This window comes from Pseudomonas sp. HMSC057H01, from assembly GCF_001836405.1.
GTDB classification, from domain to species: domain Bacteria; phylum Pseudomonadota; class Gammaproteobacteria; order Pseudomonadales; family Pseudomonadaceae; genus Pseudomonas; species Pseudomonas aeruginosa.
In genome coordinates, this window is record NZ_KV828506.1 from 166,458 (window position 1) to 192,941 (window position 26,484).

27 protein-coding genes are annotated in these 26,484 nt (G+C 67.0%); 12 read left to right on the forward strand and 15 right to left on the reverse strand.

Features of this window, described 5'->3' with window-relative positions:
• The first annotated feature begins 14 nt into the window (after window positions 1-14).
• The 3 genes from HMPREF2581_RS21790 to HMPREF2581_RS21800 all read left to right on the forward strand — a co-directional run bounded on the left by HMPREF2581_RS21790 (window position 15) and on the right by HMPREF2581_RS21800 (window position 2,319).
• Window positions 15-599 (forward strand): DJ-1/PfpI family protein, encoded by a 585-nt coding sequence (locus HMPREF2581_RS21790; RefSeq protein ID WP_003141230.1) that lies wholly within the window; start codon window positions 15-17, stop codon window positions 597-599.
• A gap of 20 nt (window positions 600-619) precedes the next feature.
• Window positions 620-928, forward strand: coding sequence for a ribbon-helix-helix domain-containing protein (locus tag HMPREF2581_RS21795; RefSeq protein ID WP_003093942.1), 309 nt, complete (start codon window positions 620-622; stop codon window positions 926-928).
• Between the two features lie 83 nt (window positions 929-1,011).
• A complete protein-coding gene (locus tag HMPREF2581_RS21800) occupies window positions 1,012-2,319 on the forward strand; it encodes an Nramp family divalent metal transporter (RefSeq protein WP_073651059.1) in 1,308 nt (435 codons plus the stop codon).
• 96 nt (window positions 2,320-2,415) lie between these two features.
• On the opposite strand, the gene HMPREF2581_RS21805 is transcribed toward HMPREF2581_RS21800, so the two are convergent.
• Window positions 2,416-3,939, reverse strand: coding sequence for a fumarate hydratase (locus HMPREF2581_RS21805; protein ID WP_003093938.1), 1,524 nt, complete (start codon window positions 3,937-3,939; stop codon window positions 2,416-2,418).
• 275 nt (window positions 3,940-4,214) lie between these two features.
• Between HMPREF2581_RS21805 and HMPREF2581_RS21810 the strand changes: the two genes are divergently transcribed.
• From HMPREF2581_RS21810 to HMPREF2581_RS21820, 3 genes are all read left to right on the forward strand, one after another.
• A complete protein-coding gene (locus tag HMPREF2581_RS21810; RefSeq protein ID WP_003093937.1) occupies window positions 4,215-5,342 on the forward strand; it encodes a GGDEF domain-containing protein in 1,128 nt (375 codons plus the stop codon).
• On the forward strand, window positions 5,335-6,261 hold the full coding sequence (locus HMPREF2581_RS21815; protein ID WP_003093934.1) for an iron-sulfur-binding ferredoxin reductase: 927 nt from the start codon (window positions 5,335-5,337) through the stop codon (window positions 6,259-6,261). The genes HMPREF2581_RS21810 and HMPREF2581_RS21815 overlap by 8 nt, the downstream gene beginning before the upstream one ends.
• 65 nt (window positions 6,262-6,326) lie before the next feature.
• A complete protein-coding gene (locus tag HMPREF2581_RS21820) occupies window positions 6,327-7,100 on the forward strand; it encodes an enoyl-CoA hydratase (RefSeq protein WP_003093932.1) in 774 nt (257 codons plus the stop codon).
• A 189-nt stretch (window positions 7,101-7,289) separates the two neighbouring features.
• Here the strand turns inward: HMPREF2581_RS21820 and pyk are convergent, their stop codons facing one another.
• From pyk to HMPREF2581_RS21835, 3 genes are all read right to left on the reverse strand, one after another.
• Window positions 7,290-8,741, reverse strand: a complete 1,452-nt coding sequence (pyk, locus tag HMPREF2581_RS21825; RefSeq protein ID WP_003141226.1) for a pyruvate kinase — start codon at window positions 8,739-8,741, stop codon at window positions 7,290-7,292.
• Window positions 8,742-8,823: 82 nt separating this feature from the next.
• Window positions 8,824-9,738 (reverse strand): universal stress protein, encoded by a 915-nt coding sequence (locus HMPREF2581_RS21830; RefSeq protein WP_003093926.1) that lies wholly within the window; start codon window positions 9,736-9,738, stop codon window positions 8,824-8,826.
• An 84-nt stretch (window positions 9,739-9,822) separates the two neighbouring features.
• Window positions 9,823-10,629 carry a tol-pal system YbgF family protein gene (locus HMPREF2581_RS21835; RefSeq protein WP_003141225.1) on the reverse strand — a complete coding sequence of 269 codons (807 nt, stop codon included), beginning with the start codon at window positions 10,627-10,629 and terminating at the stop codon, window positions 9,823-9,825.
• A 93-nt stretch (window positions 10,630-10,722) separates the two neighbouring features.
• On the opposite strand from HMPREF2581_RS21835, the gene HMPREF2581_RS21840 reads away from it, so the two are divergent.
• The 3 genes from HMPREF2581_RS21840 (at window position 10,723) to HMPREF2581_RS21850 (ending at window position 12,049) form a co-directional block, all read left to right on the forward strand.
• Window positions 10,723-11,106, forward strand: coding sequence for a tetratricopeptide repeat protein (locus HMPREF2581_RS21840; RefSeq protein ID WP_003141224.1), 384 nt, complete (start codon window positions 10,723-10,725; stop codon window positions 11,104-11,106).
• 100 nt (window positions 11,107-11,206) lie between these two features.
• Window positions 11,207-11,629, forward strand: a complete 423-nt coding sequence (locus tag HMPREF2581_RS21845; RefSeq protein WP_003093901.1) for a DUF4124 domain-containing protein — start codon at window positions 11,207-11,209, stop codon at window positions 11,627-11,629.
• A gap of 60 nt (window positions 11,630-11,689) precedes the next feature.
• Window positions 11,690-12,049, forward strand: a complete 360-nt coding sequence (locus HMPREF2581_RS21850; RefSeq protein WP_003093898.1) for a PilZ domain-containing protein — start codon at window positions 11,690-11,692, stop codon at window positions 12,047-12,049.
• Between the two features lie 4 nt (window positions 12,050-12,053).
• Here HMPREF2581_RS21850 and HMPREF2581_RS21855 read toward each other — a convergent pair whose 3' ends face one another.
• Genes HMPREF2581_RS21855 through HMPREF2581_RS21885 form a run of 7 tightly spaced genes read right to left on the reverse strand, consistent with a single transcriptional unit; the run spans window position 12,054 to window position 19,767 of the window.
• Window positions 12,054-13,385: a DUF58 domain-containing protein gene (locus tag HMPREF2581_RS21855; protein ID WP_003141223.1), complete on the reverse strand. Its 1,332-nt coding sequence runs from the start codon at window positions 13,383-13,385 to the stop codon at window positions 12,054-12,056.
• Window positions 13,382-14,389 carry an AAA family ATPase gene (locus HMPREF2581_RS21860; protein WP_003141222.1) on the reverse strand — a complete coding sequence of 336 codons (1,008 nt, stop codon included), beginning with the start codon at window positions 14,387-14,389 and terminating at the stop codon, window positions 13,382-13,384. The genes HMPREF2581_RS21855 and HMPREF2581_RS21860 overlap by 4 nt, the downstream gene beginning before the upstream one ends.
• On the reverse strand, window positions 14,386-15,663 hold the full coding sequence (locus HMPREF2581_RS21865; protein WP_003141221.1) for a DUF4350 domain-containing protein: 1,278 nt from the start codon (window positions 15,661-15,663) through the stop codon (window positions 14,386-14,388). Before HMPREF2581_RS21865 ends, HMPREF2581_RS21860 begins: the two co-directional genes overlap by 4 nt.
• The gene (locus tag HMPREF2581_RS21870) at window positions 15,660-17,231 is read right to left on the reverse strand and encodes a DUF4129 domain-containing protein (protein ID WP_003141220.1); all 1,572 of its coding nucleotides are present in this window, start codon (window positions 17,229-17,231) and stop codon (window positions 15,660-15,662) included. The genes HMPREF2581_RS21865 and HMPREF2581_RS21870 overlap by 4 nt, the downstream gene beginning before the upstream one ends.
• On the reverse strand, window positions 17,218-18,198 hold the full coding sequence (locus HMPREF2581_RS21875) for a stage II sporulation protein M (protein WP_003134640.1): 981 nt from the start codon (window positions 18,196-18,198) through the stop codon (window positions 17,218-17,220). The genes HMPREF2581_RS21870 and HMPREF2581_RS21875 overlap by 14 nt, the downstream gene beginning before the upstream one ends.
• A complete protein-coding gene (locus HMPREF2581_RS21880) occupies window positions 18,195-18,992 on the reverse strand; it encodes an RDD family protein (RefSeq protein WP_003134638.1) in 798 nt (265 codons plus the stop codon). The genes HMPREF2581_RS21875 and HMPREF2581_RS21880 overlap by 4 nt, the downstream gene beginning before the upstream one ends.
• A gap of 37 nt (window positions 18,993-19,029) precedes the next feature.
• Window positions 19,030-19,767, reverse strand: a complete 738-nt coding sequence (locus HMPREF2581_RS21885) for a hypothetical protein (RefSeq protein ID WP_003101171.1) — start codon at window positions 19,765-19,767, stop codon at window positions 19,030-19,032.
• A 224-nt stretch (window positions 19,768-19,991) separates the two neighbouring features.
• Here HMPREF2581_RS21885 and sbcB point away from each other — a divergent pair, with 224 nt between their 5' ends.
• Window positions 19,992-21,434 carry an exodeoxyribonuclease I gene (sbcB, locus tag HMPREF2581_RS21890; RefSeq protein ID WP_003141219.1) on the forward strand — a complete coding sequence of 481 codons (1,443 nt, stop codon included), beginning with the start codon at window positions 19,992-19,994 and terminating at the stop codon, window positions 21,432-21,434.
• Between the two features lie 84 nt (window positions 21,435-21,518).
• On the opposite strand, the gene mvaT is transcribed toward sbcB, so the two are convergent.
• A complete protein-coding gene (gene mvaT, locus HMPREF2581_RS21895; protein ID WP_003093888.1) occupies window positions 21,519-21,893 on the reverse strand; it encodes a histone-like nucleoid-structuring protein MvaT in 375 nt (124 codons plus the stop codon).
• 259 nt (window positions 21,894-22,152) lie between these two features.
• Here mvaT and purU point away from each other — a divergent pair, with 259 nt between their 5' ends.
• Together purU and HMPREF2581_RS21905 are read left to right on the forward strand one after the other, a co-directional pair.
• Window positions 22,153-23,004, forward strand: coding sequence for a formyltetrahydrofolate deformylase (gene purU / locus HMPREF2581_RS21900; protein WP_003101174.1), 852 nt, complete (start codon window positions 22,153-22,155; stop codon window positions 23,002-23,004).
• A gap of 49 nt (window positions 23,005-23,053) precedes the next feature.
• The gene (locus HMPREF2581_RS21905) at window positions 23,054-23,266 is read left to right on the forward strand and encodes a hypothetical protein (RefSeq protein ID WP_003115238.1); all 213 of its coding nucleotides are present in this window, start codon (window positions 23,054-23,056) and stop codon (window positions 23,264-23,266) included.
• On the opposite strand, the gene HMPREF2581_RS21910 is transcribed toward HMPREF2581_RS21905, so the two are convergent.
• The 3 genes from HMPREF2581_RS21910 to HMPREF2581_RS21920 are packed head-to-tail and all read right to left on the reverse strand — an operon-like array spanning window position 23,241 to window position 26,108.
• The gene (locus HMPREF2581_RS21910) at window positions 23,241-24,242 is read right to left on the reverse strand and encodes a glucosaminyl phosphatidylglycerol flippase (protein WP_003120851.1); all 1,002 of its coding nucleotides are present in this window, start codon (window positions 24,240-24,242) and stop codon (window positions 23,241-23,243) included. The two genes, HMPREF2581_RS21905 and HMPREF2581_RS21910, sit on opposite strands and share 26 nt — an antisense overlap.
• Window positions 24,239-25,000, reverse strand: a complete 762-nt coding sequence (locus tag HMPREF2581_RS21915; protein ID WP_003141218.1) for an N-acetylglucosaminyl phosphatidylglycerol deacetylase — start codon at window positions 24,998-25,000, stop codon at window positions 24,239-24,241. The genes HMPREF2581_RS21910 and HMPREF2581_RS21915 overlap by 4 nt, the downstream gene beginning before the upstream one ends.
• Window positions 24,993-26,108 carry an N-acetylglucosaminyl phosphatidylglycerol synthase gene (locus HMPREF2581_RS21920; protein WP_003110035.1) on the reverse strand — a complete coding sequence of 372 codons (1,116 nt, stop codon included), beginning with the start codon at window positions 26,106-26,108 and terminating at the stop codon, window positions 24,993-24,995. The genes HMPREF2581_RS21915 and HMPREF2581_RS21920 overlap by 8 nt, the downstream gene beginning before the upstream one ends.
• Window positions 26,109-26,484 lie beyond the last annotated feature (376 nt).

Consider the following 26,484-nt stretch of genomic DNA (forward strand, 5'->3'; position numbering starts at 1 on the left):
CCGAAGGAGTGCGCGTGATGGCTGCGAAGAAGATCCTGATGCTGGTCGGCGACTATGCCGAAGACTACGAAACCATGGTCCCGTTCCAGGCCCTGCAGATGGTGGGCCACCAGGTGCATGCGGTGTGTCCGGACAAGCGGGCCGGGCAAAGCGTGCGCACCGCCATCCACGATTTCGAAGGCGACCAGACCTACAGTGAGAAGCCGGGCCACAACTTCACCCTCAATGCCGACTTTGCCCAGGCCCGCGCCGAGGATTACGATGCCCTCCTGATCCCCGGCGGCCGCGCCCCCGAATACCTGCGCCTGAACGAGCAGGTGCTGGCTCTGGTGCGTGACTTCGACGCCGCGCGCAAGCCGATCGCCGCGGTCTGCCATGGCGCCCAGCTGCTGGCCGCCGCCGGCGTCCTGCAAGGGCGGGCGTGCAGCGCCTATCCGGCCTGCGCCCCGGAGGTGCGGCTGGCCGGCGGCGAGTACGTCGACATTCCGTCGGACCAGGCCCACATCGACGGCCACCTGGTCACCGCGCCGGCCTGGCCGGCGCATCCGGCGTGGCTGGCGCGCTTCCTTGAGGTGCTCGGCACCCGTATCAGCCACTGAGACCCAGGAGACCCCCGCGCATGTGCGAACTCTATGTGAAAGCCGACCCGATCCTCTATGAATCGCGCTCGCGTTCCTTGCGCATCCGCGGGGTGGTGACCACCCTGCGCCTGGAGAACCAGTTCTGGGACATCCTCCGGGAAATCGCCGAAGGCGAGGGCCTGAGCACCAACCAGTTGATCACCAAGCTCTACGAGGAAGTGATGGACTATCGCGGCGAGGTGCTCAACTTCGCCTCCTTCCTGCGTGTCAGTTGCACCCGCTACCTGGCGCAGCGGCGCGAGAAGGTCGCCGAGCTGAGCCTGGTCGGCCAGCGCGCCCAGGCCTGAGGGGAGGGAAGACGCGACCGGGGTGAAACGTTTAGGCTGGTCGCACTTCCTCCCCGATCCGGCGTCGCCTCGTGAAATACTCCCTGCCCACCACGGCCACCGCGCCGTTCTGTCCCTCGGCGGTCAGCCACAGCGTGGCGGTGCCGGCCGACGCCTCGCCGCTGCGCAAGCTGGCGCTGTTCGTCGGCCCCGGCCTGCTGGTCTCGGTCGGCTACATGGACCCCGGCAACTGGGCCACCGCCATCGAGGCGGGCTCGCGCTTCGGCTACGCGCTGCTGTTCGTGGTGGTGCTGGCGAGCTTTTCCGGGATGCTCCTGCAAAGCCTCTGTTCGCGCCTGGGGATCGCCACCGGCCGCGACCTCGCGCAGCTCTCCCGGGAGCGCTATCGCCCTGGCGTGGCGCGTGGCCAATGGCTGCTGGCGGAACTGTCGATCGTCGCCACCGACCTTGCCGAGGTGCTCGGCGCGGCGCTGGCCTTCCACCTGCTGCTGGGCGTCTCGATTACCACCGGGGTGGTCCTCACCGCCTTCGATACCCTGATCGTGCTGGCCCTGCAGGGCGCCAACTTCCGCCGCCTGGAGGCCATAGTGCTGGGGCTGATCGCGACCATCGGCGCGTGTTTCTTCGTCGAACTGGTGCTGATCGGCCCCTACTGGCCGGATGTCGCCGCCGGCCTGCGGCCATCCTGGGACACCCTGAGCAGCCAGGAGCCGCTGTACCTGGCGATCGGCATCCTCGGCGCGACGGTGATGCCGCACAACCTCTACCTGCATTCGTCCGTGGTGCAGACCCGGGTCAGCGGCGACGACGCGGCGAGCAAACGCTCGGCGATCCGCTTTTCCCGGCTCGACACCATCGGCTCGCTGTCCCTGGCGCTGCTGGTCAATGCGGCGATCCTGATCCTCGCCGCCGCGGCTTTCCACGGCAGCGGCCATACCGAGGTGGTGGAGATCCAGGACGCCTACCACCTGCTCGACCCGCTGGTGGGCGGCGCCCTGGCCAGCTTCCTGTTCGGCTTCGCCCTGCTGGCGGCGGGGCAAAGCTCGACCTTCACCGGCACCATTGCCGGGCAGGTGGTGATGGAGGGTTTCCTCCGGGCGAAGATTCCCTGCTGGCAGCGGCGCCTGATCACCCGCGGCCTGGCCCTGGTGCCGGCCTTGATCGGCGTGCTCTGGCTGGGCGAAGGCGCGGTAGGCAAGCTGCTGGTGCTCAGCCAGGTGGTGCTCAGCCTGCAATTGCCGTTCGCCCTGTGGCCGCTGATTCGCTTCAGCAGCGACCGGAACCTGATGGGGGAGTTCGTCAACCCGCGCTGGGTCAGCGCGCTGGCCTGGTCGTTGTTCGGCCTGATCTCGGCGGCGAACCTGACCTTGCTGTATTTCTGGTTCGGCTGAACCAAGGCGCCTGCGGCGCTGCCAGTCCAGGCTCCGGCCAGTGGCCGTACGAAAAAGCCCGGCGCGGGGCCGGGCTTTTCCAGGGATGGAGCAGGCTTACTTGACCTCGACCGCCAGGCTTTCGGCGATCTTCTTCTGCCAGACCGCCGGGCCGGTGATGTGCACCGACTCGCCGTTGGTATCGACCGCGACGGTGACCGGCATGTCCTTCACCTCGAACTCGTAGATCGCTTCCATGCCCAGTTCGGCGAAGGCCAGCACCTTGGACTTCTTGATCGCCTGGGCGACCAGGTAGGCGGCGCCGCCGACGGCCATCAGGTATACCGCCTTGTTGTCCTTGATCGCCTCGATGGCGATGGGACCGCGCTCGGACTTGCCGATCATGCCCAGCAGGCCGGTCTGTTCGAGGATCTGGCGGGTGAACTTGTCCATCCGGGTGGCGGTGGTGGGACCGGCCGGGCCGACCACCTCGTCGCCGACCGGATCGACCGGGCCGACGTAATAGATGAAGCGGCCTTTCAGGTCCACCGGCAGCGTTTCGCCCTTGTTCAGCATGTCGACCATGCGCTTGTGCGCGGCGTCGCGGCCGGTGAGCATCTTGCCGTTGAGCAGCAGGGTCTCGCCCGGTTTCCAGCTTTGCACCTCTTCCGGGGTGATCTTGTCCAGGTCGACGCGGCGCGCGGACGGGCCGGCTTCCCAGACGATCTCCGGGTAGGCGTCGAGCGACGGCGCTTCCAGTTCGGCGGGGCCGGAGCCGTCGAGCACGAAGTGGGCGTGGCGGGTCGCGGCGCAGTTGGGGATCATGCACACCGGCAGCGAGGCGGCGTGGGTCGGGTAGTCCATGATCTTGACGTCGAGCACGGTGGTCAGGCCGCCCAGGCCCTGGGCACCGATGCCCAGCTGGTTGACCTTCTCGAACAGCTCCAGGCGCAGTTCCTCGATGCGGTTCTGCGGGCCGCGGGCCTTCAGTTCGTGGATGTCGATCGGGTCCATGAGGACTTCCTTCGCCATCACCGCTGCTTTCTCCGCGGTGCCGCCGATGCCGATGCCGAGCATGCCCGGCGGGCACCAGCCGGCGCCCATGGTCGGTACAGTCTTCAGCACCCAGTCGACGATCGAGTCGGACGGGTTGAGCATGGCCATCTTCGACTTGTTCTCCGAGCCGCCGCCCTTGGCCGCGACATCGACTTCGACCTTGTCGCCGGGAACGATGGAGTAGTGGATCACCGCCGGCGTGTTGTCCTTGGTGTTCTTCCGCGCGCCGGCCGGGTCGGCCAGGATCGAGGCGCGCAGGACGTTCTCCGGCAGGTTGTAGGCGCGGCGCACGCCTTCGTTGATCATATCGTCGACGCTCATGGTAGCGCCGTCCCAGCGCACGTCCATGCCGACCCGGACGAACACGGTGACGATCCCGGTGTCCTGGCAGATCGGGCGGTGGCCGGTGGCGCACATGCGCGAGTTGATCAGGATCTGCGCCATGGAGTCGCGGGCAGCCGGCGATTCTTCGCGCAGGTAGGCCTCATGCATGGCCTGGATGAAATCGACCGGGTGGTAGTAGGAGATGAACTGCAGGGCATCGGCGACGCTCTGGATCAGGTCGTCTTGCTTGATCACGGCCATGGAGCACGGTCCTCTTCAGGCGGGTAATTCGAATGCGGGGCAGGGTCACGGAGCCGGCCGCAGCCGAGGAGCGCGCCGGTCAGGCACCGGCGCAAAAAAGGCGCGACAGTATAGCCGTTCCGGCGAGACGGGCGCACGCGCCGACGATCAGACCTTGGTCGGCCACGGCTGGTCGGCCGATAAATCCGCGGTCCGCTAGCTGGCAGTTCGTTCGACTAGGCAACCCGCAGGGGGCAGGGTACATTGCGGCCAGGTGCCATTACGGGACGGAGCCCATGCGCACAGACAAGCCTCCTCTGAAACAGCGTGCGCTGCAAAAGCTCTTGCTCCGCCGGTTCGGCATGGCCGCAGGCACTTACCTGCTCGGCCTGGTCCTGCTCTGGCTGGCGCTACTCAGCGGCTTCTACCGCGCAGCGCCGACCACCGCGGCGGCCAGCACCACCCTGGTGGTGGCTTGCCAACTGGCCTTCCTCTGGCTGTTCGCCAGCGGTCGCAACCTGCGTTACGCCGATCCCAGCCTGACCGAGCCGCAGGTGCTGGTGGCGATCGCCTGGCTGACCTATTTCCTCTATCACGTCGACAGCCTGCGCGGCACCTTCATGGTGTTCTACGTGCTGGCCCTGCTGTTCGGCGTGTTCCAACTGCCGCCGCGGGTCTTCGCCCGCTGTGCGGCGCTGGCGTTCATCGCTTTTTCCGGCATCTACCTGGTAGAGGCCTTGCAGCAGCGTCTCGAGCTGCCGGGCCGGGCTGCATTGCAGGTGCTCGTGATGTTCATCGTAATGGTCTGGCTGAGCCTGTTCGCCAGCTACATACAGGCGATGCGGCAACGCATGCGCCAGCGCCGCTATGCCTTGCAGGCGCACCAGGACACGCTGCGCGGCATGATGCGCCAACTGGAAGACCTGGTGGCTACCGACGAACTCACCGGGCTGTTCAACCGCCGGCATTTCATGCGCCTGGCCAGTCGGGCGCTGGAAGACCTGCTGCCGAACCGGCAGCACGGCCTGGCGCTGATCGACCTCGATCACTTCAAGCGGATCAACGACCGCCACGGCCACGCCGCCGGCGATCGGGTCCTGCAGACCTTCGCCGCGGTGGCGCGTTCCTGTCTGCGCGATGGCGACGTCCTGGCCCGTTACGGCGGCGAGGAGTTCGTCCTGCTGCTGCCCCACGCCGACGCGGAACAGCTGGAAAGCTGTTGCGAACGCCTGCGCCTGGCGTTCGAACAGGCGGAACCGGTCGGGGTCACGGTGGATACCCTGAGCCTTTCGGTGGGCATGACCCTGCTGTATGCCGACGACGATCTCGACGAGGCCTTGCAGCGGGCCGACCAGGCGCTCTACCGTGCCAAGCGTGGCGGACGAAACCGCTGCGACGCCACCTGGGAGGTCACCAGTGCCTGACATACGGGTCGGCGAGCGACGTCTTGCCGTCGCCGCCGGCAGCAACCTGCTGGATGCGCTGCTCGCCGGCGGCATCGCCGTGCCCCATAGCTGCCGCGCCGGCAGTTGCCACGCCTGCCTGGTGCATTGCCTGCAGGGCGAGGTGGAAGACACCCTCCCGGAGGCGCTCGATCCGGTACGGCGCGAAGCGGGCTGGCGGCTGGCCTGTCAGTGCCGGGTGCTCGGCGACCTCGTGTTGCAGCCTTTCGATCCTGAGCGCGACGGGCTGCCGGCCAGGGTCGTCGCCTGCCACTGGCTGGGCGATGTGCTGCGCCTGCGCCTGGAGCCGGAGCGGCCCTTGCGCTATCGCGCCGGGCAGCACCTGCTGCTGTGGAGCGACGATGGCGTGGCGCGTCCCTATTCGCTGGCCAGCCTGCCTCACGAGGACCCATGGCTGGAGTTCCACATCGACTGTAGCGCTCCCGGCGCGTTCTGCGACCGCGCCCGGCGCCTGGCGCCTGGCGCGCTCCTGCGTCTGGGCGAGTTGCGCGGCGGGGCGTTGCGCTACGAGCCGGACTGGCAGGAGCGACCGCTGTTGCTGATGGCCGCCGGCACCGGGCTGGCGCCGCTCTGGGGGATACTTCGCGAAGCCTTGCGCGCGGAACACCAGGCGCCGATCCAGCTGCTGCACCTGGCGCGCGACCACTACCTGGCGAGCGAGTTGGCGGAGTTGGCCGGACGTCATCCGCAACTGCGCGTCAACCTGGTGTCGGCGGCGCAGTTGCCCTCTGCCTTGGCCGATCTCCGCCTTGTTCCGCGGCGCAGCATGGCCTTACTCTGCGGCCAACCCGCCAGCGTCGAACGCTTCGCCCGGCACCTCTACCTGGCCGGCGTACCGCGTAGCCAGACCCTGGCGGACCTGTTCCTGCCCCACGCCTGACGCGGCGCCGGTGGCGGTGCCTTGCAGCCATTGCCGCGGCCCTGCGCCGCATCCCTGGAGTGACGATGAGCGAGCTGATTCGGGTCGAACGCGAAACGGGGCTGCTGACCCTGCGCCTGGACCGCCAGGACAAGAAGAACGCGCTGACCCGCGCGATGTACAGCCGAATGGCCGAGGCGCTGCTGGAGGCGCAGGCCGATACGGCTGTGCGGGTGGTGCTGATCACTGGCGGCGACGCCTGCTTCACCAGCGGCAACGACATCCTCGACTTCCTCGAGCAACCGCCATCCCTGCGCGACAGCCCGGTCGGCCGCTTCATGAGCGCCCTGCTGGAATTCCCCAAGCCGGTGATCGCCGCGGTGAACGGACCGGCGGTGGGTATCGGCACCACCCTGCTGCTGCATTGCGATCTGGTCTTCGTTGGTCGCAACGCGCGATTGAAGATGCCGTTCGTCAACCTCGGCCTGACACCGGAGTTCGGCTCGAGCCTGATCCTGCCGCGCATGCTCGGTCATGCCAAGGCTGCGGAATTGCTGATGCTCGGCCAGGACTTCAGCGGCGAGCAGGCGGCGGCCTGGGGCCTGGCCAATGCGGCGCTGGAGGATGGCGCCACGGTGCTGGAGCACGCCCGCGATGCGGCCCGGCGCTTCCTGCACCTGGCGCCCTCGGCGGTAGTGGAGAGCAAGCGCCTGATGAAAGCGCCGTTTATCGAGGAGCTTCGCCGGGTGATCGCCGAGGAAGGCGATATCTTCAGTACCCGACTGCGCTCGCCCGAGGCGATCGAGGCGCTCAGCGCCTTCATGCACCGGCGCCAGCCGGATTTCTCCAGGTTCGCCTGAGCACACCGCTGTTGGGCCCGCGGAGCGACGATCCGTAGGGCGGATAACGCCCCAGGCGTTATTCGCCGCGATGCGGCTGAAACGGCGGATAACCGCGTAGCGGTTATTCGCCCTACACCACGTTGAGTTAGCGGAGCGCCGGTCCGTAGGGCGGATAACGCCACGGGCGTTATCCGCCGCGACGTGCGCTTATACCAGCAGGTCGCCGACGTGCAGCACCTTCATGGTGTTGGTGCCGCCCTGGGCGGTGTAGCTGTCGCCCTTGGTCAGGATCACCCAGTCGCCCTTGGTCACCACGCCGCGCTTGAGCAACTCGTCGACCGCGGCCTGGCTGACCTTCTCCGCCGGCAGCGCCGCCGGGTCGAAGGGGATGGTTTCCACGCCGCGGAACATCGCCACGCGAGCCTGGGTCTCGCGGTGCGGGGAGTAGGCGTAGATCGGTACCGACGAGCGGATGCGCGACATGATCAGCGGGGTGAAGCCGCTTTCGGTCAGGCAGATGATCGCCTTGATCCCCGGGAAGTGGTTGGCCGTGTACATCGACGCCAGGGCGATGCTCTCGTCGCAGCGGTCGAAAGTCTGGCCGAGGCGGTGGCTGGATTTCTGGCTGGTCGGGTGCTTCTCGGCGCCCTGGCAGACGCGGGCCATGGCTTGCACCGCTTCCACCGGGTACTCGCCGGCGGCGCTTTCCGCCGAGAGCATCACCGCGTCGGTGTAGTCGAGCACGGCGTTGGCCACGTCGGAGACTTCCGCGCGGGTCGGCATCGGGCTGTGGATCATCGACTCCATCATCTGGGTCGCGGTGATCACCACTTTATTGTTGCGGCGGGCGTGCAGGATGATCTTCTTCTGGATGCCGACCAGCTCGGCATCGCCGATTTCCACGCCGAGGTCGCCACGGGCCACCATCACCGCGTCGCTGGCACGAATCAGGCCGTCGAGGGCGTCGTCGTCGGCGACCGCCTCGGCGCGCTCGATCTTGGCTACCAGCCAGGCCTTGCCTCCGGCCTCGGTGAGCAGGCGGCGGGCGTATTCCATGTCCTTGGCGTCGCGCGGGAAGGAAACGGCCACGTAGTCCAGGTCCATGTCCGCGGCCAGCTTGATGTCGGCCTTGTCCTTGTCGGTCAGCGCCGGCGCGGTGAGACCGCCGCCGCGGCGGTTGATGCCCTTGTGGTCGGACAGCGGGCCGCCGATCAGCACCCGGCAGCGCAGTTCGTCGGCGGCGACTTCCTCGACCACCATCACCACCCTGCCGTCGTCCAGCAGCAGTTCATCGCCGACCCCGCAGTCCTTCACCAGGTCCGGGTAGTCGATGCCGACCACTTCCTGGGTACCGGCGTCGCGGGCGTGGCTGGTGGAGAAGCGGAACTTGTCGCCGACCTGCAATTCGATGCGCTTGTTGGCGAACTTGGCGATGCGGATCTTCGGTCCTTGCAGGTCGCCGAGCAGGGCGACGAAGCGGCCGTGCTTGGCCGCCAGTTCGCGCACCAGCCTGGCGCGGGCGCGGTGTTCATCGGGGGTGCCGTGGGAGAAGTTGAGGCGGGCGACGTCGATCCCGGCCAGGATCAGTTGCTCCAGCACTTCCGGGGAATTGCTGGCTGGGCCGAGGGTGGCGACGATTTTGGTGCGGCGAACGGACATGCAAAGGACTCCTTGGATAACGCTGGCGTGCAGGCTACCACCGGCGAGGCTCGGCGGCGACTGCGGAGTCATACTATCTGCATCAGATGTCATTTGTCGGTTTGAGCACCAGCAGGTCGCATTCCACCTCCTCCAGGACGCGTTCGGCGGTCTGCCCGATCAGCGCGTTGTCCAGGTGCCCCCGGGCGACCGCGCCCATCAGCAACAGGTCGATGTCGTTGGCCCGGACGAAGTCGGGGATCGCCTGCTCGGCATAGCCGGCCAGCAGGTGGCGGCGCTCCGCGGCGATCTCCGGGTAGGCCGCCAGCAGGTCGTCGAAGGCCTGGCGGTGACGTTCCTCATGTTGCAGCACGAAACGCTCGTAGCCGGCGAGCATTTCCGCGTCGAACAGCAGGCTGCGCGGCATCGCCGCGTGGGTATGCAGGTAGTCGGCGCGCAGCCCCAGGCTGGCTTCGAGCTGGCGGGCGGCGGCGATCAGCCGGTGATCGAGGGCGGCCGGCTTGTCGCTGGCATGCAGTGGGTCGAGCGCCGCGCACAGGCGCTGGCCGCGCCAGGCGTCGTGATGGACCAGCCAGAGCGGCTGCGGGCAGTGGCGGATCAATTGCCAGTCGCTGTTGCCCAGTAGCAGGCGGCGCAGCAGGTTGTGCTTGCGGGTGCTCTTGAGGACCAGGTCGGGCCGGGTTTCGCCGACCCGTTGCAGGACCATACGGTCCAGCGGCTTGCCCCACTGGGCCTCGACCTGAGTGCGGATGCCGGCCTGCTGCAGCGGCATGGAAAGCTGCTCCAGCCAGGTGACCCGTTCGTCCAGGTAAAGGTCGCGGGCACGCTGCAGCGAGTGACTGTCGAAGAACAGCCCGCCGTCCAGCGCCGGGTTGAAGTCGCACAGCAGCAACTCGACGCTGGCGCCGCTGCGTTCGGCGATCCACTGGGCACGGGTAAGGGCCGGCTGTTCGTCGCTGCTCGGATCGACGACCACCAGCAGGTTATGCAGGTTCATGGCAACGCTCCTGACACTGGGCGGGAATGCCATTGCAGACCAGGCGCCGCGACGGGCGCTTGATCTGGGTCAGTCCGGCGGGGATCAGCGCGGTTGCACGTTGAGCGCCTGGTCGAGGTGCCGGCTGGCCTTGTTCGACAATTCGCCTTCAGGATAGTCGAGCAACTGGCGGCGCAGGTATTCGATGGCCTTGTCGCGGTTTGGGTGCGGGTTGTCCGGCGCCAGGTACATCAGGCCGAGCTGGTAGAGGGCCTTTTCCTTTATACCGGCAGGAATCGCCGGATCGTTGACCGCCAGCAGGTAGAGTTCGGCGGCCTCGTCGACGCGATCCTTGAGCACCGCGCGGCGCGACAGCAGGGTCATGTCCGGGTCGAGGCTGGTCTTGTAGAGGTCGAGGTTCTGCTGTGGCTTCCAGGTGGCGAGCAATTCGCGGGCGCTCTTCTGCACCGGCTCCCTGGCTCGCTGGCGCATCGCCAGCAGGCGCGCCTGGGCATGCTCGGCGGCGTGGGTGCCGGGGAACTCGCGGACCACGCGCTGGAAGTAGTCGGTGGCCTTGGCGTCGTCGCGCTGGTCGTTGTAGCGGCTCATGTAGATCAGGCCGATCTGGTACAGCGAGATACCGCGCACTTCGGCGCTGTAGCGGCTATTGTCGTAGCCGGTGAGGTAGAGCTTCTCCGCCTCGGTGCTCCTGTTGTCGCGGATCGCCATGGCGCTGTAGGTCAGCAGGTCGCCTTCCTCCTCGATGGCGGCGGTCATGCGGTTGCTCTTCATCTGCTTGTATTCGGCGACTTCGCCAGTGGTCACCTGGGCGACGAACAGCGGCGTGGTCGGCGAGCAGGCGGCCAGCAGCGACAGCAACGGGAGCAGGACGAGACGGCGGGCGAAGCGCATGGCATCTCCTTGGCGCCAGGGCGAGGGGCATCCCAGTCTAGTCAGGCCCTTCAGTCACGCCAATACGCGCCGATACAGTTCCCAACGGAGGATATGCCTATGCGAAGCTTGATCGTTGCCTGCCTGGCGCTGAGTGCCACCGGTTGTAACAGCTGGTCGCTGAACAGCGACCTGAACGGGGCCTACCGCGCCTACGACAAAGGCGATTGCGCACAGGTGATGCTCGACCTGTCGCGGGCCGAACGGCGGATTCGCGCGCGGCCCTACCTGCAGCCGGAAATCTCGCTGCTGCGCGGCCAGTGCCTGGAACGCCAGAGCCTGTTCGTCGACGCGGCGCAGACCTACCACTTCATCATCGCCCGTTACCCCACCAGCGAATATGCCTACCGTGCCAAGGCGCGGCTGGAGACCTTGCGCCAGCTGGGCCGGCTGAATGAGACGCCGGCCTCGGCCAGCGCCGTGCCGACCCGCCTGTAGGCGGCCGGGAGACTGGACGGGCGTTCAGGCTGACCGTCGGTCGCATGGGACCCCGGTCGATCCGGTAAGCTTCGTCCTGGATTTCACGGAGGAGGTTCGCATGCGTGCCCTGTGGTTCTGTGTCGCCCTGATGCCCGTGCTGGCACAGGCGGACATCTATCGCTGGACCGATGCCCAGGGCAAGGTACACTTCTCCGCCACGCCACCGGCCGGCGCGCAACGCGTCGAAGTCAGGCCGCAGGTGGTGGAACGTGACGCCGCGACCCGCCAGCGCGAGCAGCGCACCCAGGAGTATTTCGATGCTCGTCGCGAGGAACGCACCGCCGCCGCCGAACGTGCCGGCCAGCGCCAGGCTGCGCTGGCCGAGGAATGCGGGCGCTTGCGGCAACAGTTGTCCCAGCTCGAACGCGGCGGCCGCTTCTATCGGCAGGACGCCGGCGGCGGGCCGGTTTACCTGAGCGATGCCGAGCTGGACGCCATTCGTCGCGAACTGGCCTCGCGGGAGTCCGAACGCTGCCGCTGAGCTTGTTCCCCGAGCGCCGGCATCGTCATACTGGACTGCAAATCATAGCGAAATGCCATTATGGGTCTTCAACGACATATCCAGCGCCATCAGTTGCCCAGCTACCTGAAGGTGTTCAATCGCATCACCGACAAGCCGATGGGCTACATCGGCAACGTCTCCGAGGACGGCCTGCTGCTGATCAGCCAACTGCCGATGCTGGTCGGCGCGCGTTTCGAACTGCGCCTGAAGGTTCCGGGACTGGGCGGTCGCCCGCAATGCATCGATTTTTCCGCCGACTGCCGGTGGACCTGCGAGGACGTCACGCCCGGTCATTTCGATTCCGGCTTCCACCTGCTGGCGCCGCCCGCCGAATTCCTCGAACTGGTGGAGGCGCTGCGCCGCTACTTCAGCTTCCCCCGCCAGCCGCAGTCGGTCTGATCCGTCAAAGCACGCCGGCGCGCTTCCAGCCCAGGTAGCGGCTGATCAGCTCCGGCCCGAGTTCGCTGGGACGCGCATCGAGCACTGGCACGCCGTGGGCCGCGAGCTTCTCGTGGAGGCCGTTGCGCGCATTCAGGTAGTCGATGGTGCCGGTGTAGGCGAGCGCCTGCTCGTAGCGGGCGACCGGCTCCTGGCGCAGGGTGTCGAGCACTTCCTCGCGCAGGCTGGCGACCAGCACCCGGTGCTGGCGGCCCAGGCGTTTCACCGCGCCGAGCAGTTCTTCGTCGTCCTCGTCGCGCAGGTTGGTTACCAGGATCACCAGGGCCCGCCGCCGCTGGCGGGACAGCACCGCCTGCACGGCTTCCGGGAAGTCGGCGGGACGCTGGCTGGTCTGCAGGTCGTAGACGGTGTTGAGCAGCGCGCCGAGCTGGGCGCTGCCCTTGCCCGGCGGGAGGTGCCGGCGGTCGTCGCCGGCGAAGGTCATGGCGCCCACCGCATCGCCCTGGCGCAGGGCCACGTAGGCCAGCAGCAGGCTGGCGTTGAGGGCATGGTCGAAGTGCGACAGGTCGCCGTCCTGGCTACGCATGCGGCGGCCGCAGTCGAGCAGGAAGAGGATCTGCTGGTCGCGTTCGTCCTGGTATTCGCGGGCGATCGGCGTGCGTTTGCGAGCGGTGGCCTTCCAGTCGATCTGGCGCAGGGTGTCGCCGTCGCGGAATTCGCGCAACTGGTGGAACTCCAGGCCGAGGCCGCGGCGCTGGCCGCCGCGTACGCCGATCTGGTTGAGCCAGTGGTCGACCGCCATCAGTTCGGCGCCGTAGAGGCGGGCGAAGTCCGGGTAGACGCGGGTCTCGCCACGTGCTTCCAGGTAGCGGCGCTGCCGCCACAGGCGCAGCGGGCTGGGCAGTTCCAGCTCGCAGCGGGGAAACACGAAGTGACCGCGGTTGAGCGGCCGCACCCGGTAGCCGACCTCGGTGCTTTCGCCCGGGCGCAGTTCGACCTCCTGCGGCAGGTACTCGAAATCCATACCGGCCGGCAGGTGATCGAACAGGGTCAGGCGAACCGGACGCCGATAGGTGTGCTGCAGATGCAGGCGCACTTCGCTCCAGCGCCCCAGCGGCAGGTTGCCGCTGAGCTGGCGGCTCAGCTTCGGCACCGGCTGGCGGCGTGCCCACAGGGCGTCCAGCAGGCCGAGCAGGAGCAGCGCGGCGAGCGCCGCCCACCAGAATGTATGCAGTTGCGCAGGCAACCGCTGGCCGAGCGCCGACAGGCTGCCCAGGCCGATGGCCAGCAGCAGGAGCACGGCGAACAGCGCCAGCAGGGCGCGCGATGGCTTCATACGCGGGGGGCCGGTACCTGGTCGAGCAACTGTTGCAGGACCTGGTCCACCGACAGCCCCTCGATGTCCAGCTCCGGAGACAGCCGGACCCGATGGCGCAGGACCGCCAGGGCACAGCCCTTGATGTCGTCCGGCACCACGAACTCGCCGCCGCGCAGCAGCGCCCGCGCCCGGCCGCAACGGACCAGGGCGATCGACGCGCGAGGTCCGGCGCCGAGGGCCAGGCCCGGCCAGTTGCGGGTGGTGCGGGCCAGGCGCACGGCATAGTCGAGGACCTGGTCGTCGATCGGCAGGTCGCTGGCGATCCGCTGCAGGGCGAGAACGTCCTTGTCCTTCAGCAGCGGCCGCAGGTTGGCCACGTCGAGCATGTCGCTGCGCGCGGAGCGGGTCACCTGGCGCACCAGGGTCTGTTCCTCGGCTTCGGCCGGGTAATCGATGCGCAGCTTGAGCATGAAGCGGTCGAGTTCGGCTTCCGGCAGCGGATAGGTGCCTTCCTGCTCGATCGGGTTCTGCGTCGCCAGCACCATGAACGGCTGCGGCACCGGCAGGGCGCGTCCTTCCAGGGTGACCTGGCGCTCCTGCATCACTTCCAGCAGGGCGGCCTGGGTCTTGGCCGGCGCGCGGTTGATCTCGTCCGCCAGCAGCAGGTGGGTGAACACCGGCCCCTTGCGCAGCTTGAACTGCTCGCTGGCGAGGTCGTATACGGCGTGGCCGGTGACGTCGCTGGGCATCAGGTCGGGGGTGAACTGGATGCGCGCGAAGCCGCCGTCGAAGCAGCGCGCCAGGGCGCGTACCAGCAGGGTCTTGCCGAGCCCCGGCACGCCTTCCACCAACACGTGGCCGCCGGCGAGCAACGCGGTGAGCACATCGTCGATCACCGCGCCCTGGCCGATCAGGGCTTTCTGCAGTTCGCTGCGCAGGGCCTGGGCCAACTGGCTCGCGCGCTGGCGCTGGAGCGCCGGGTTGGGCGTGGTGCTCGGTTGTTCGGGCGTCTGTTCGCTCATAGGGCATTCCTGAGGCTTTGCAGGTGGGCGACCTGGCGGGTGAAGTCGGCAGCGGAAAGGCGCTGCGCCGGATATGGGCGCATGGCCTGGCTGATGGCGCTGGGTGGCAGGCGGGTCATGCGCCCGAGGATCTGCCATTGCTCGGCGACGCCGAGCTGTTCGAAACCGGGGTGGCGACGCCGCGCCCTGCGCAGGATGTCGCGTTGCAGACCGTGCAGCAAGGCGACGTGGCCGCGCTGGCGGAGGAGGAAGTCGGCGCCGGCGCGCAGGTGTTCCTCCAGTTGCCGGCGCGAACGGCTGGCCACCGGCTGCAAGGGACCCTGGCGCAGCCCTGCGCGCCACAGGCCAGCGAGCAACAGCAGCAGCGCTGCCGCCAGGGCCTCGGGGAAGTGGCGGGCGAGCAGGGTGGCGAGGCTGTCGCGTTCGGCGCGGTAGAGCAGGGTCACCTGGTTGTCCTGGGTCAGGTACCAGAGCAGCCAGGCGTTGTCGTACTGCTCGATGTTGCGGTTCTGCCAGATCCAGGCGTCGGTGAGCACCGTGACCAGGCCCTTGCCGTGCTGCATCTGCAACAGGTGGGTGGCGTCGCCGCTGTTGGCCCAGGCGTAGGCGTGGTTCTGCGGATCGTAGAGGTGGTAGTCGGGATCGAAGCCGATGTAGGCCGGCGAGCGCTCGTTTTCCAGGTACAGGCGGGTCAGTGCGGAATAGTCCGGCACGCTGTCGGCGGGCTCTTCTTCCTCGCCGGCGGCTTCCTCCGGCGGCGCTTCGGTCGCATGGTCGTCGACGCTACCTTCGTCGGCGTCGGCGTCGGCGTCGGCGGTTTCCTCGCTGGCCCGGTCCTGGCTGTCGTCGAAGTCCTCGGTCAGGTACTGGCGGATATCCAGGCTGTCGAGCAGCAGGTCGCCGCTCTTCTTCTCGTCCTCGTCCCACAGGCGTTCGGCGATCAGCACCAGGTGCCCGCCCTGCTCGCTCCATTGCAGCAGGCGGCGCGCCTGGCCGGGAGTCATGCCGGAGCGGCTGCCGAGCAGGAGCAGGGTATGCCCGGAGGGCGGCAGTTCCTTGAGGACCTCAAGGCCGTCGGCGCGGCTCACCGTGACCCCCTGCTTGCGCAGGAACAGTTCGGCGGCCAGGTAGGGATTGCGCCGGGCCTCCGGCGATGGGCCGAGGTCGATCGTCTCCGTATAGGGTTGCAGGCGGCTGGCCAGGAAGATCGCCAGCAGCCCGGCCAGCAGCAGGAGCACGGCAAGCAACAGGAAGCGCGCGCGCCGGCTCATCATGGCTTGGCTCCCGCGGCGAAAAGGCTGCGCCAGCCATCGCAGAGGCGCTGGCGAGCGTCGTCGGCCGGCAGCCGGTGGCCGTAGGCGAGCGCCTGCCATTGGGCGGTCAGCAGTTGGCTGTAGTGCAGCAGCGGCCGTTGTTGCTCCAGTCCTTCGACCAGGCGCAGGACCTCGCCCTCGGTATGGGAGCCCTTCAACGGCAGGCGGTAGTCATGCAGCAGTCGGCTGAGCAGCCCGCGGTAGAGCAGGCCGAGGGCTTCCCGTGGTTTCTCGTTCCAGAGCCGTTCGGCGTTGCCGGCGATGTCGTCGGGCAGGCTTTCCGGACTGAGATCGAGGCCGAACATCACCGTCGGCGCTTCGCGGCGGGCCCGTTGCGGCAAGCCCAGGTTGCCGACGAACAGGCGCAGCCATTCACGGTAGCGCCAGACCAGCAGGAACACCGCGCTGAACAGCAGCGCCCAGAGCAGCACTTCGATGACCTGCGCCGCGTGACGGAACGGCACCCAGTTGGCCAGGGCCTCGAAGAATGCCTTGAGCCGCTCTTCGTCCTCCTTGCGGCTGTCCTTTTTCTCGGTCTTGTCGCCGAAGCGCCAGCCCGTAACGGTCTCGCTGTTCTTGAACGGCGCGCCGTCGACGATCGCCCGGATCTGCTTGCCGGCCTGTTCGCTGTTGAGTTTCTGCCGCAGCAGGCGGGCCTGCTCGGGCGGCAGCTCGGCGTCGCCGGCGCTGGCGGCGGCCGCCGGCTCGGCGTAGGCGGAAGGGGCGGGCAGCCAGGCCAGCGAAGCGGCCAGGCCGAGCAGCAGGACATAGGCGCTGCCGACCAGACGCTGGCGCAGGCGGCGGAACACCAGCTCGATGTCCCAGGCCTCCAGTTCGGTGCGCCGGTTCAGGTAGAGGGTGAAGCCGCAGGCCACGTAGATCGGCTCCCAGACTACCAGCACCAGGACGTAGAGCAGGTTCGAGAGGTGCTCCAGCCAGAGCCACTCGCCGGCTTCCGGGTCGAGCAGGCTCTGCCAGTTCCAGTCGATCTCGTTCTGCGCCGGGATCAGCAGGTAGAGAAGCATGGCGAAGCCGGCCCAGAGCGCCATTTCCAGGTGCACGCCGACCACGGTCAGCCAGGTCGCGCCGCCGGCGTTGCGCTGGGACAATACGATCAGGCGCTGGCTGCGGGGCTCCCCGGCGAGCCCTTCCAGTTGCAGGACCGGCAGGTCGAAGCTGCGCGTCGGACTGAAGCGGCGCCACAGCAGGCTGGCCGGCAACTGTTTCCTCAGCAGGGCGGGATAGGCGCGCAGGGCCTGCTTCAGGGTTGGCGTATCGCCGAACAGGGCGTGCGAGAGAATGTACAGCGGCAGCCGTTCGAAGGCCGGCTTGAGCCACCAGAAGATCAGGATCGCCAGGGTCGGATGCTGCCACAGCAGGAGGCTGAGCACGGCGAACAGCGGCAGGGTCAGCAACGCCCAGCTGCCCATCAGCAGGCGCGCATGGCGATGCGCCAGGAGGATGCCGAGGTCGAGCGCTTCCCAGGCGCTGCGTGGTCGAATCGCCACGCTGGCGTCAGTCAGGCGCATGGCGGCTCCGTCCGGCGAACAGGAAGTAGCTGCCGACCAGCAGCCAGAGGACCGCGCCGACCGCGTACTTCACCCGCGGCTCGAAATGACTGATGGAAGACCAATAGGCCTCGGTGAAGGCCGCCAGCAGCAACAGCACGATCACCCCGGCGATCAGTTGCACGCTGCGCCGGGCGGCCAGCCGCAGGGCTTCGCCGCGGGTCAGGCGACCTGGCGCGAGCAGCGCCCAGCCGAGCTTGAGGCCGGCGGCGCCGGCGAAGGTGATGGCGGTCAGTTCGAACGCGCCGTGGCCGATGACGAAGGGCCAGAAGGTCTGCACGTAGCCGATCTGCGTCAGGTGGCCGGCCACCGAACCGATCATCAGGCCATTGAACAGCAGGAAGAACAGGCTGCCGAGTCCCAGCAGCACGCCGCTGGCGAAGGTCTGAAAGGCGATGCCGATGTTGTTCATGATGTAGAAGCCGAACATTTCCCAGTCGTCGCTGGTGTCGCGTGCCCCCAACGGACCCAGGCGGGTGGTTTCCGGGGCGTACATAGACTCCATCTCGCTGACCTTGTCCGGGCTGACCACGCTGTAGATCAGGTCGGGAAAGTGATAGACCAGCAGCCCCATGAGCAGGGCGCTGCCGTAGAACAGCAGGCTGGCCACGGCGATGCTGCGCCACTCCTCGCGGACCAGGCGCGGCAGGCCGGCGAGCAGGAAGCCGAGGATGCGGCTGCCGAGCTGGCTGCGGTGCCGGTAGAACTGCTGGTGGCCGCGCATCGCCAGTTGCTGCAACTGGTCGATCAGGTGACTGCTGTAGCCGCGCTCCTGGGCCAGCGCTAGTTGCTGGCAGAGGCGCCGGTAATCGGCGGCGAAGTCGTCGCTGGAGCCTTCCAGCTTCTTGCCTTTCTCGAGGAAGGCGAGGCGTTTGTCGAAGCGTTGCCAGGCGGCCTGGTGGCGCTGTTCGAAGAGGCTCTGTTTCATGCGCTCTCCTGGCGCAGGCCGAGAAAGCCGCGGGCGATGCCGTTGATCTCGGCCTGGGCGCGTACCGGCTCGACGCCCAGCGGTTCGGCGAGAATGCCCGCCAGTTCCTCGCGGCGTGCCGAGGAAAGCGCCGCGCCGCGTTCGGCGAAGCCGAGGAAAGCGCGCTGTTCTTCCAGGCTCATGGGGAAGGGCGGCAGTTGCGGCTCGACGTCAGGCAGGCTGGGCCGGCTCAGTTCGGGTTCGCGGTAGACCACCAGGGTGCCGGCGGCGATGTCGCCCAGGCGCTTGAAGGCCGGATGGTTCAGGCAACAGAGCAGACCGAGGGCGTAGCCGAAGGGCAGGATGTCGGCGAAGCGCAGCAGGTTGCGCAGCAGCGACGCGGCCCAGCCCACCGGAGTGCCGTCGTCGTGGACGACGCGCAGTCCCATCATCTGCTTGCCGGGCGAGCGGCCCTGGTTGAGCACCTCGAAGAGGACCATGTACCACCAGGTCATGACGAAGGTCAGCAGCAGGCCGAGGCCGGCGCCGAGCTTGCCGAGGAACGCCAGGCCGAGCATCAGCACCAGCATGATCAGGCCGCGGATGCAGAGGTCGATGGTATAGGCCAGGGCCCGGGGGACGACGCCGGCGGGACGCAGGAGCAGGTCGATGCCTTCCGGCGTTTCCACGTGGTAGTGGGTGTCGAGGACCTCGGCGCCTGGCCGGGGGGCGGGCGCGACGAGGCGGGCGGCTGCGTTCGGTGGCATCGGGGGGCCGTGTCGGGGAAAGTCAGATGCTAGCCAGCGTGGCGTCATCAGGCAACCGGGCCGCCGCGACGGCCCGGTCTGCACCTCAGTTGCCCAGCGGGCGAACGCCGAAGATGGTGCGGTAGAGAATACCCATGGAAACGACGAACAGCGGGCCGGTCCAGATCAGGCCGATGAACAGCGGGATCATGCTCACCAGCATCAGCAGGCTCAGCACCAGCAGCAGGCCGAACACCTTGAACCAGTGGCGGCTGATGGCCTTGCGCGAGGTTTCCAGGGCCTGCCAGGGCGTCAGGCCGCGCTCGGCCACCAGCGGCAGGGCGAGCATGTAGGCGACGCTCAGGTAGAGGCCGGGGATGATCAGCAGGAAGAAGCCGACGTAGACCATCAGCATCATCAGCAGGCCGGTGAGCAGCAGCGGCACCAGCATGCCGAAGTAGTTGAACATTTCGTTGAAGGTCGCCGGCTGGTCGGCGGCGCGGCGGATGCCGATCATGGTCAGGCCGGTGAAGAACGGGTAGCCCACCGCCGTGGCGACGAGGCTGGCGATCATCTGGCCGACCGCGAAGGCGATGGGATCGGCCTCGCTCATCAGGCCGATACCGCCGAAGAGCAGGGTGAGGATGAAGGTGATGGTCTGGATCACCACGCTGTAGACCACGAAGGCGCCGATCAGGATGCCTTTGACGCCCTTGATCTTGGCCCAGGCTTCGCTGATCACGTCGCCGATGCGGAAGTCGTAGTCGCCGATGACCGGCGGCACCGCCTGGGTCGGTTGCAGGGCGCTGGCGGGGGTGGCGTAGGGATTGCTGGTGTCGTTCATGGTGCTGTCCTTGTCAGTGAAACGGGCATCCGTGCGAGCGGAATGCTAGCGAGGGCGGAGGGGACAACGCAAGGTTCGGATGGCAGATATGCGCACTGACGCGCCCTGGCGGGATGTGCCTACGGCGCTTTCCGTGAGTTCGTTGGAAAACCTGGAAATCCCCGAAGTGGGTCGCGAGCTTCGCGGCAGTCACTGGTAGACTGCCCGGTGCCGCCAGAAAGGGAATGACCGTGAACGCGAGTATTTTTTGGTACGACTACGAAACCACCGGCATCGACCCCCGCCGCGACCGGCCGTTGCAGATCGCCGGGATCCGCACGGACGAGGCGCTGAACGAGATCGGCGAGCCGATGAACCTGTATTGCCGTCCCAGCGACGATATCCTGCCCCACCCTATGGCTTGCCTGATCACCGGCATCACTCCCCAGCGGCTGGCCGAGCGGGGGCTGTCCGAGGCCGACTTCATGACCCGGGTACACGCCCAACTGGCGCAGCCGGCGACCTGCGTGGCCGGCTACAACTCCCTGCGCTTCGACGACGAAGTGACGCGCTACAGCCTGTACCGCAACTTCTTCGATCCCTACGCACGCGAGTGGCAAGGCGGCAATAGCCGCTGGGACCTGATCGACATGGTCCGTACCGCCTATGCCCTGCGCCCGGAGGGCATCCAGTGGCCGCAGCTGGACGGCCGGCTGTCGCTGAAGCTGGAAATGCTCACCGCGGCGAACGGCCTGGAGCATGGGCAGGCCCACGACGCGCTTTCCGATGTTCGCGCCACCATTGCCCTGGCCCGCCTGATCCGTCAGCGCCAGCCGCGCCTGTACGATTACCTCTACCAGTTGCGCAGTAAGCACAAGGTGCTCGACCAGGTGCGCCTGCTGCAGCCGCTGGTGCATGTCTCCGGACGCTTTTCCGCGGAGCGCCATTTCCTCTCGGTGGTCCTGCCGCTGGCCTGGCACCCGCGCAACCGCAATGCTCTCATCGTCTGCGACCTCTGCGCCGATCCCGCGCCGCTGCTGGAGTTGTCGGCCGAGGACTTGCGCAGGCGCCTGTATACCCGTCGCGACGAACTGGCCGAGGGCGAGTTGCCGGTGCCGCTGAAGCAGATCCAGGTCAACCGTTGCCCGGTGGTGGCGCCGCTGTCGGTATTGCGCGGCGAGGATCGCCAGCGAACCGGCATCGAACTCGAGGAGTGCCAGCGAAAAGCCGAGTTGTTGCGCCAGCATCAAACCGTCTGGGCGGACAAACTGACAGCGCTATATGGCGAAGAAAGTTTCTCCGCCAGCGACGACCCCGAGCAACAGTTGTATGACGGATTTATTGGCGATCGGGATCGACGCCTTTGTGAACAGCTGCGCCTTGCCGAACCGGAGCAATTGGCCAAAGAACAATGGCCCTTCGACGATGCCCGCTTGCAGGAGTTGTTCTTCCGCTATCGTGCGCGAAATTTCCCGGAAACTTTAAATGTGGCCGAGCGCCAACAATGGGAAAGCTTCTGCCGCAATCGTTTGTCCCATGAAGAATACGGCGCACCGAATACTTTGCCGGCCTTCGAGGCGGCGCTGGAGGCTTGTCGGCAAGAGCAGGGCGGCACATTGCCGGCGGTACTTGCGGCCTGGCGCGATTACGCCGCGGAACTGCGTCAACGCTATTCGCTGGAGACTTGAGGACGCAGGCAGAGGAGTCGGTACGATACGGCGGAAATGAAAAACGCCAGCACTGGGCTGGCGTTCTTCGTGGAACTGACTGGTTTAGCCGAGCAGGGTGGCCCAGCTCTCGACGGCCTCGGGGCCCCACTTGGCTTTCCACTCTTTCAAAGTCTTGTGGTTGCCGCCCTTGGTCTCGATGACTTCGCCGGTGTGCGGGTTCTTGTACTGCTTGACCTTGCGCGCGCGCTTGCCGGCAGGCGCCTTGGCGGTGCGGGTGCTCTTGCCGATCTTGGCGTCCGGATCGAGCAGGGAAATCACGTCACGCAGGGACTTCTGGTAAGTGCCCATCAGCGTGCGCAGCTTCTCTTCGAATTCCAGTTCTTTTTTCAGTTTGTCGTCTTGTTCCAGGGACTTCAGGCGCTCCTGAAGTTCCTTGATGGCTTCTTCCGTGGCGCGATATTCGTTGATCAGGGACATGTCAGGTACCTTGTCTGTGCTGAGTGGCGGTGGCGGGCATGTAAGTAGATTCAATAATAGTCAGGGCGAAACTGTAAGTAAACCGCGATGAAAACTTTTCTCGATGAAATTCAAAGTAATTAATTCCGCATCGGGATTGCCCTGTTGTGCGGGTTTATTCTCTCGCGCAACAGCCTGTCGAAAGGCCTTCGCCGAGGCTGAACTTTTCCCGCCATGCCGCTAGAATGGCGGCCTTTCGCGATGTTTCTGGAGTATACCCATGCGCACTTTTCGGCTGGTGATCGCCTGTCCCGACGGGGTCGGGATCGTTGCCAAGGTGAGTAACTTCCTGGCCACCTACAATGGCTGGATCACCGAAGCCAGCCATCATTCCGACAACGATAACGGCTGGTTCTTCATGCGCCACGAGATCCGTGCCGACTCTCTGCCGTTCGACCTGGATGGCTTCCGCCAGGCTTTCGCCCCGATCGCCCGCGAATTCTCCATGGAATGGCGGATCACCGATTCCGAGGTGAAGAAGCGCGTGGTGCTGATGGCCAGCAAGGAGTCCCATTGCCTGGCCGATCTGCTGCACCGCTGGCACAGCGGCGAACTGGACTGCGAGATTCCCTGCGTGATCGCCAACCACGACGACCTGCGCAGCATGGTCGAGTGGCACGGTATCCCGTATTTCCACGTTCCCGTCGATCCGCAGGACAAGCAGCCGGCTTTCGATGAAGTTTCCCGGCTGATCGACGAACATGGCGCCGACTGCATCGTCCTGGCTCGCTACATGCAGATCCTGCCGCCGGACCTGTGCCGCAAGTACGCCCACCAGGTGATCAACATCCACCACAGCTTCCTGCCGTCCTTCATCGGCGCCAAGCCGTATCACCAGGCGTCGAAGCGCGGGGTCAAGCTGATCGGCGCGACCAGCCACTACGTGACCGAGGAACTGGATGCCGGTCCGATCATCGAGCAGGACGTGGTGCGGGTCACTCACCGCGACAATGTCGAAGACATGGTGCGGCTGGGCAAGGACGTGGAAAAGCTGGTGCTCGCGCGCGGACTGCGCTATCACCTGGAAGACCGCGTACTGGTACACGGCAACAAGACGGTGGTGTTCGACTGAGCCGGCTCCTCTGGAATGCCGGCCGGGGCCGGCACCCGGAGGAACGAACATGAGCGATCCCAGGTCGGCGGGCACCGCCAGCCCGCCACCGACCCTCGGCGAGGGTTGCACCAGCCGTTACGACATCGACGCCCTCGGCGACGAGGACGGAACCGAGTTTCCCGGCGCGGCCGAACTCTGGCGGCGTATCCAGGAGAGCGCCAGCGAGACGGGCGAGGCTAACGCCGAGGATACGCTCAGGAAGAAGCCTCGCGACTGCTGATCAGCTTCTTCAGCAGCGGGCGTCCGGCGAGCACGGCGAACACCGGGCCGCCGGCGACGAGGTAGAAATAGAAGGTCACCGCTCGCCAGATGACGATGGCCGCCGCCGCCGTCGACTTGCCGATCATGGGGGCCAGCAGGGCCGCCGAGGTCAGCTCGGTGCCGCCGGCGCCGCCGGGGATCAGCGAGAGCTGTCCGGCGCTGAGCGAGACCATCTGGATCAGGAAGGTCCAGGCCCACTGGATGTCCACTCCCAGGCCGCGCAAGGTCAGGTCGAGCACGCTGAAGCGCAGCAGCCAGTGCGTACTGCTGAGAAGGAAGACCGCCAGCAGGCGTCGTTTCGGCAGGCGCAGGCTGTCGTGCAGGGCAATGCGGAAATGCAGGATCTTGCGGCCCCAGTGCAGGCGCTTGCGCGATGACACGCCGAGCCGCGCTAGAACCCGCCCGTTGAAGCGGATCACCTGGTGCAGGTAGCGGATCAGCATTACCGCGCCGACGAACAGGCCGACCAGGAATACCGCGCTGAAGATCAGGCTCGATTCCATGTTCGGGCTCAGCGAATGGCTGAGGGCATAGATCAGGATCGCGCCGAGGGCGCAGAGGAAGAACGTCAGGTCGGCCAATTGGTCGACCGCGAACACCGCGCTGGTCTGTGCCGGGCGCAGGCCGCGCCGGGCCAGCAACGCCATCAGGGTCAACGGCCCGCCGCTGCCGCCCGGAGTGGCGCAGAAGGCGAATTCGCTGGCCATGATGATGCCGACGCTCTGCAACTGCCCGAGCTTGCCGGCGCGCCCGGCGAGCAGCAAGCGCAGGCGTAGGCCGTTGATGAACCAGCAGACCACGATCATGCCGAACATCAGCAGCAGGCTGTCCAGCGGGAAGGCGCGCAAGCGCGGGAACATGTCGCTGCCGCCGAGCACCAGCGGAATCAGCGAGGCACCGATCAAACCGAACAGCAGTAACCAGCCTCGACTCATGCCGCGCGGTCCAGGGCGAGGTGGCGCTCCAGCCAGTCGATCTTGGTCAGCGGCTGGCGTCCCTCGGACAGCAGGGTGCGCAGGGTACGCAGCCAGTATTCGCGGGAAAAGCGATGGCGCATGTCGACCGGATGGAGTCCGAGACGGATCACCGGCGCTGCGCGCCAGGCCCGCCGGCGCTGCTCGCTGAGTGCCCAGGAGAGGCCGCGACGCCAGGCACTGCGCGCGCTCCAGACCAGACCGGGGGCCTCGATCGGTTGCAGGTGGGGAAGCCGATACAGGTTGGACGGGTCGCTGGTGTAGCGCAGTCCGCTCTCGCCGAGCGCCTGGCGGGTGCCGGCGCTCATCAGCCAGGCCGGCGCGACGAAACCGTGCAGCGGCCATCCGCGGCGGCGGAACAGTTCGATGCCGGCGGCCAGGCGGGCCTTGGCCTCGGCGTGGTCGAGGGCATAGAACTCTCCCTCCCAGGTGTAGATGCGACGCATGAAGTATTGCCCTGGAGTACGCGGTGGTGGGGCGTCATCGTAGTGATAGAAGCCGTGGAGAGCCAGTTCGTCACCCCGGGCCACCCGCCGCGAGAGCAGTTCGCAGAACTTTTCGTCGGCTTCCAACGGGTTGCGATGGTGGAAGTCGGGCACTACCAGCCAGGTCATGGGGACCTGGCCGAGCGCGTCCACGGCCTCGACGAAGGGCCGGTAGTCCGGCCAGGTTTCCGGGGCCACGTCGTGCAACACCAGCAGCAGGCTGCGTTCAGCCATAGCGCGGGAACCTCGCCTCGCTGTCGCCGAGTACCGCGTGGTAGTGCAGGAGCAGACCGGCGACCACCGCGTCCCAGGCATGCTGGCGCTCGACGTGACGGCGGGCGCGCTGGCCGCGCAGCTCGACGTCGTGGCTGAACAGTTCGCGCACCGCGCAGGCCATGGCGTCGCCGTTGTTCGGTGCGCAGAGCACGCCGCAACGCTCCGGGACTATTTCCGCCAGTGCCCCGGCGCGCACCGCCACCACCGGAATACCGCTGGCCATCGCTTCGAGTGCGACCAGGCCGAAGGTCTCCTGGTCACCGGCGTGCAGCAGCGCGTCGCTGCTCGCCAGCAGGCGGGCGACTTCGCGGCTGTCGCAGAAATGGTCGACCACGCTGGTGTTGCGCGGTACCCGGGTCGGCATGTTGGAACCCACCAGCAACAGGTGATAGCCGTCGCCGAGGCGCTGGATGGCGTCGAGCAGTACCGGCAGGTTCTTTTCCCGCGAACCGCGCCCGGCGAACACCAGCAGGCGGGTTTCCTCGTCCAGGCCGAGTTCCTGGCGCAGCCCCGGATCGCGGTTGCTCGGATGGAAGGTGACCAGGTCGACGCCCAGCGGTTGTACATGCACGTCGGCGACGCCCAAGCGCATCAGCTTTTCCGCCATTACCCGGCTGGGGGCCAGGACCCGGTCGAAGTGGCCGTACAGCTTGCTGACGTAGTTGTCCGCGTTGGTGCCGAGCCAGGCGCCCATGCGATTGCTCACCAGCAGCGGCAGGTCGGAGTGGTAGAAGCCGATCACCGGCACGTCCAGCCGACGTCGCGCGTCGAGCGCCGCCCAGGCGGTGAGGTACGGGTCGCCGACCTCGATCAGGTCCGGTTGCAGATTGCGCAGCACCTTGCGCCAGGGGCCGCGACGGAGAGGGAAGCGGTAGCCATTGCCGAATGGCAGCGGCGGCGCCGGCACCTCGTGGATGCCGTTCGCCTGGCGATAGCCGGCGCCGGGAACCAGCACGCTGTGGCGAATGCCGGGATAGTGCCAGAGATGGCGATGCTTGGCTTCGAGATAGGTGCGTACCCCCCCGCTGGCAGGCGCGTAGAACATGGTCATATCGGCGATGTGCACGATGGGCCTTCCTCCGTTGAGCTTGTTCCTTCTGCCACTCAGTGGACCACCGGCGCCGGCAGTCGTTCGAACGGTGTGCGGGAGCCATGGGTAGCTTCAAGTCTAGGAAAGAAAGCGCGAGCCGGCGCGTTCGGGGCAGCCAGCGCGGGAATAGGTCGCAGAGGGAGCGGGCGGAGAGGAAGGCATGCCTCGGGAGGCATCCTGGCAGGATAAGGGTGAACAACGCCGTTGGCGTTGTTCACTCTACGAATGGCCGGCGGTAGGGCGGATAGCCGCGGCGCGATTATCCGCCGGTTCGGCTACGGCTCGGGCAGTGCTTAGATCTTGAAGCTGTCCACCAGCTGGCGCAGGCGCCCGGCCTGGGTTTCCAGCTCGC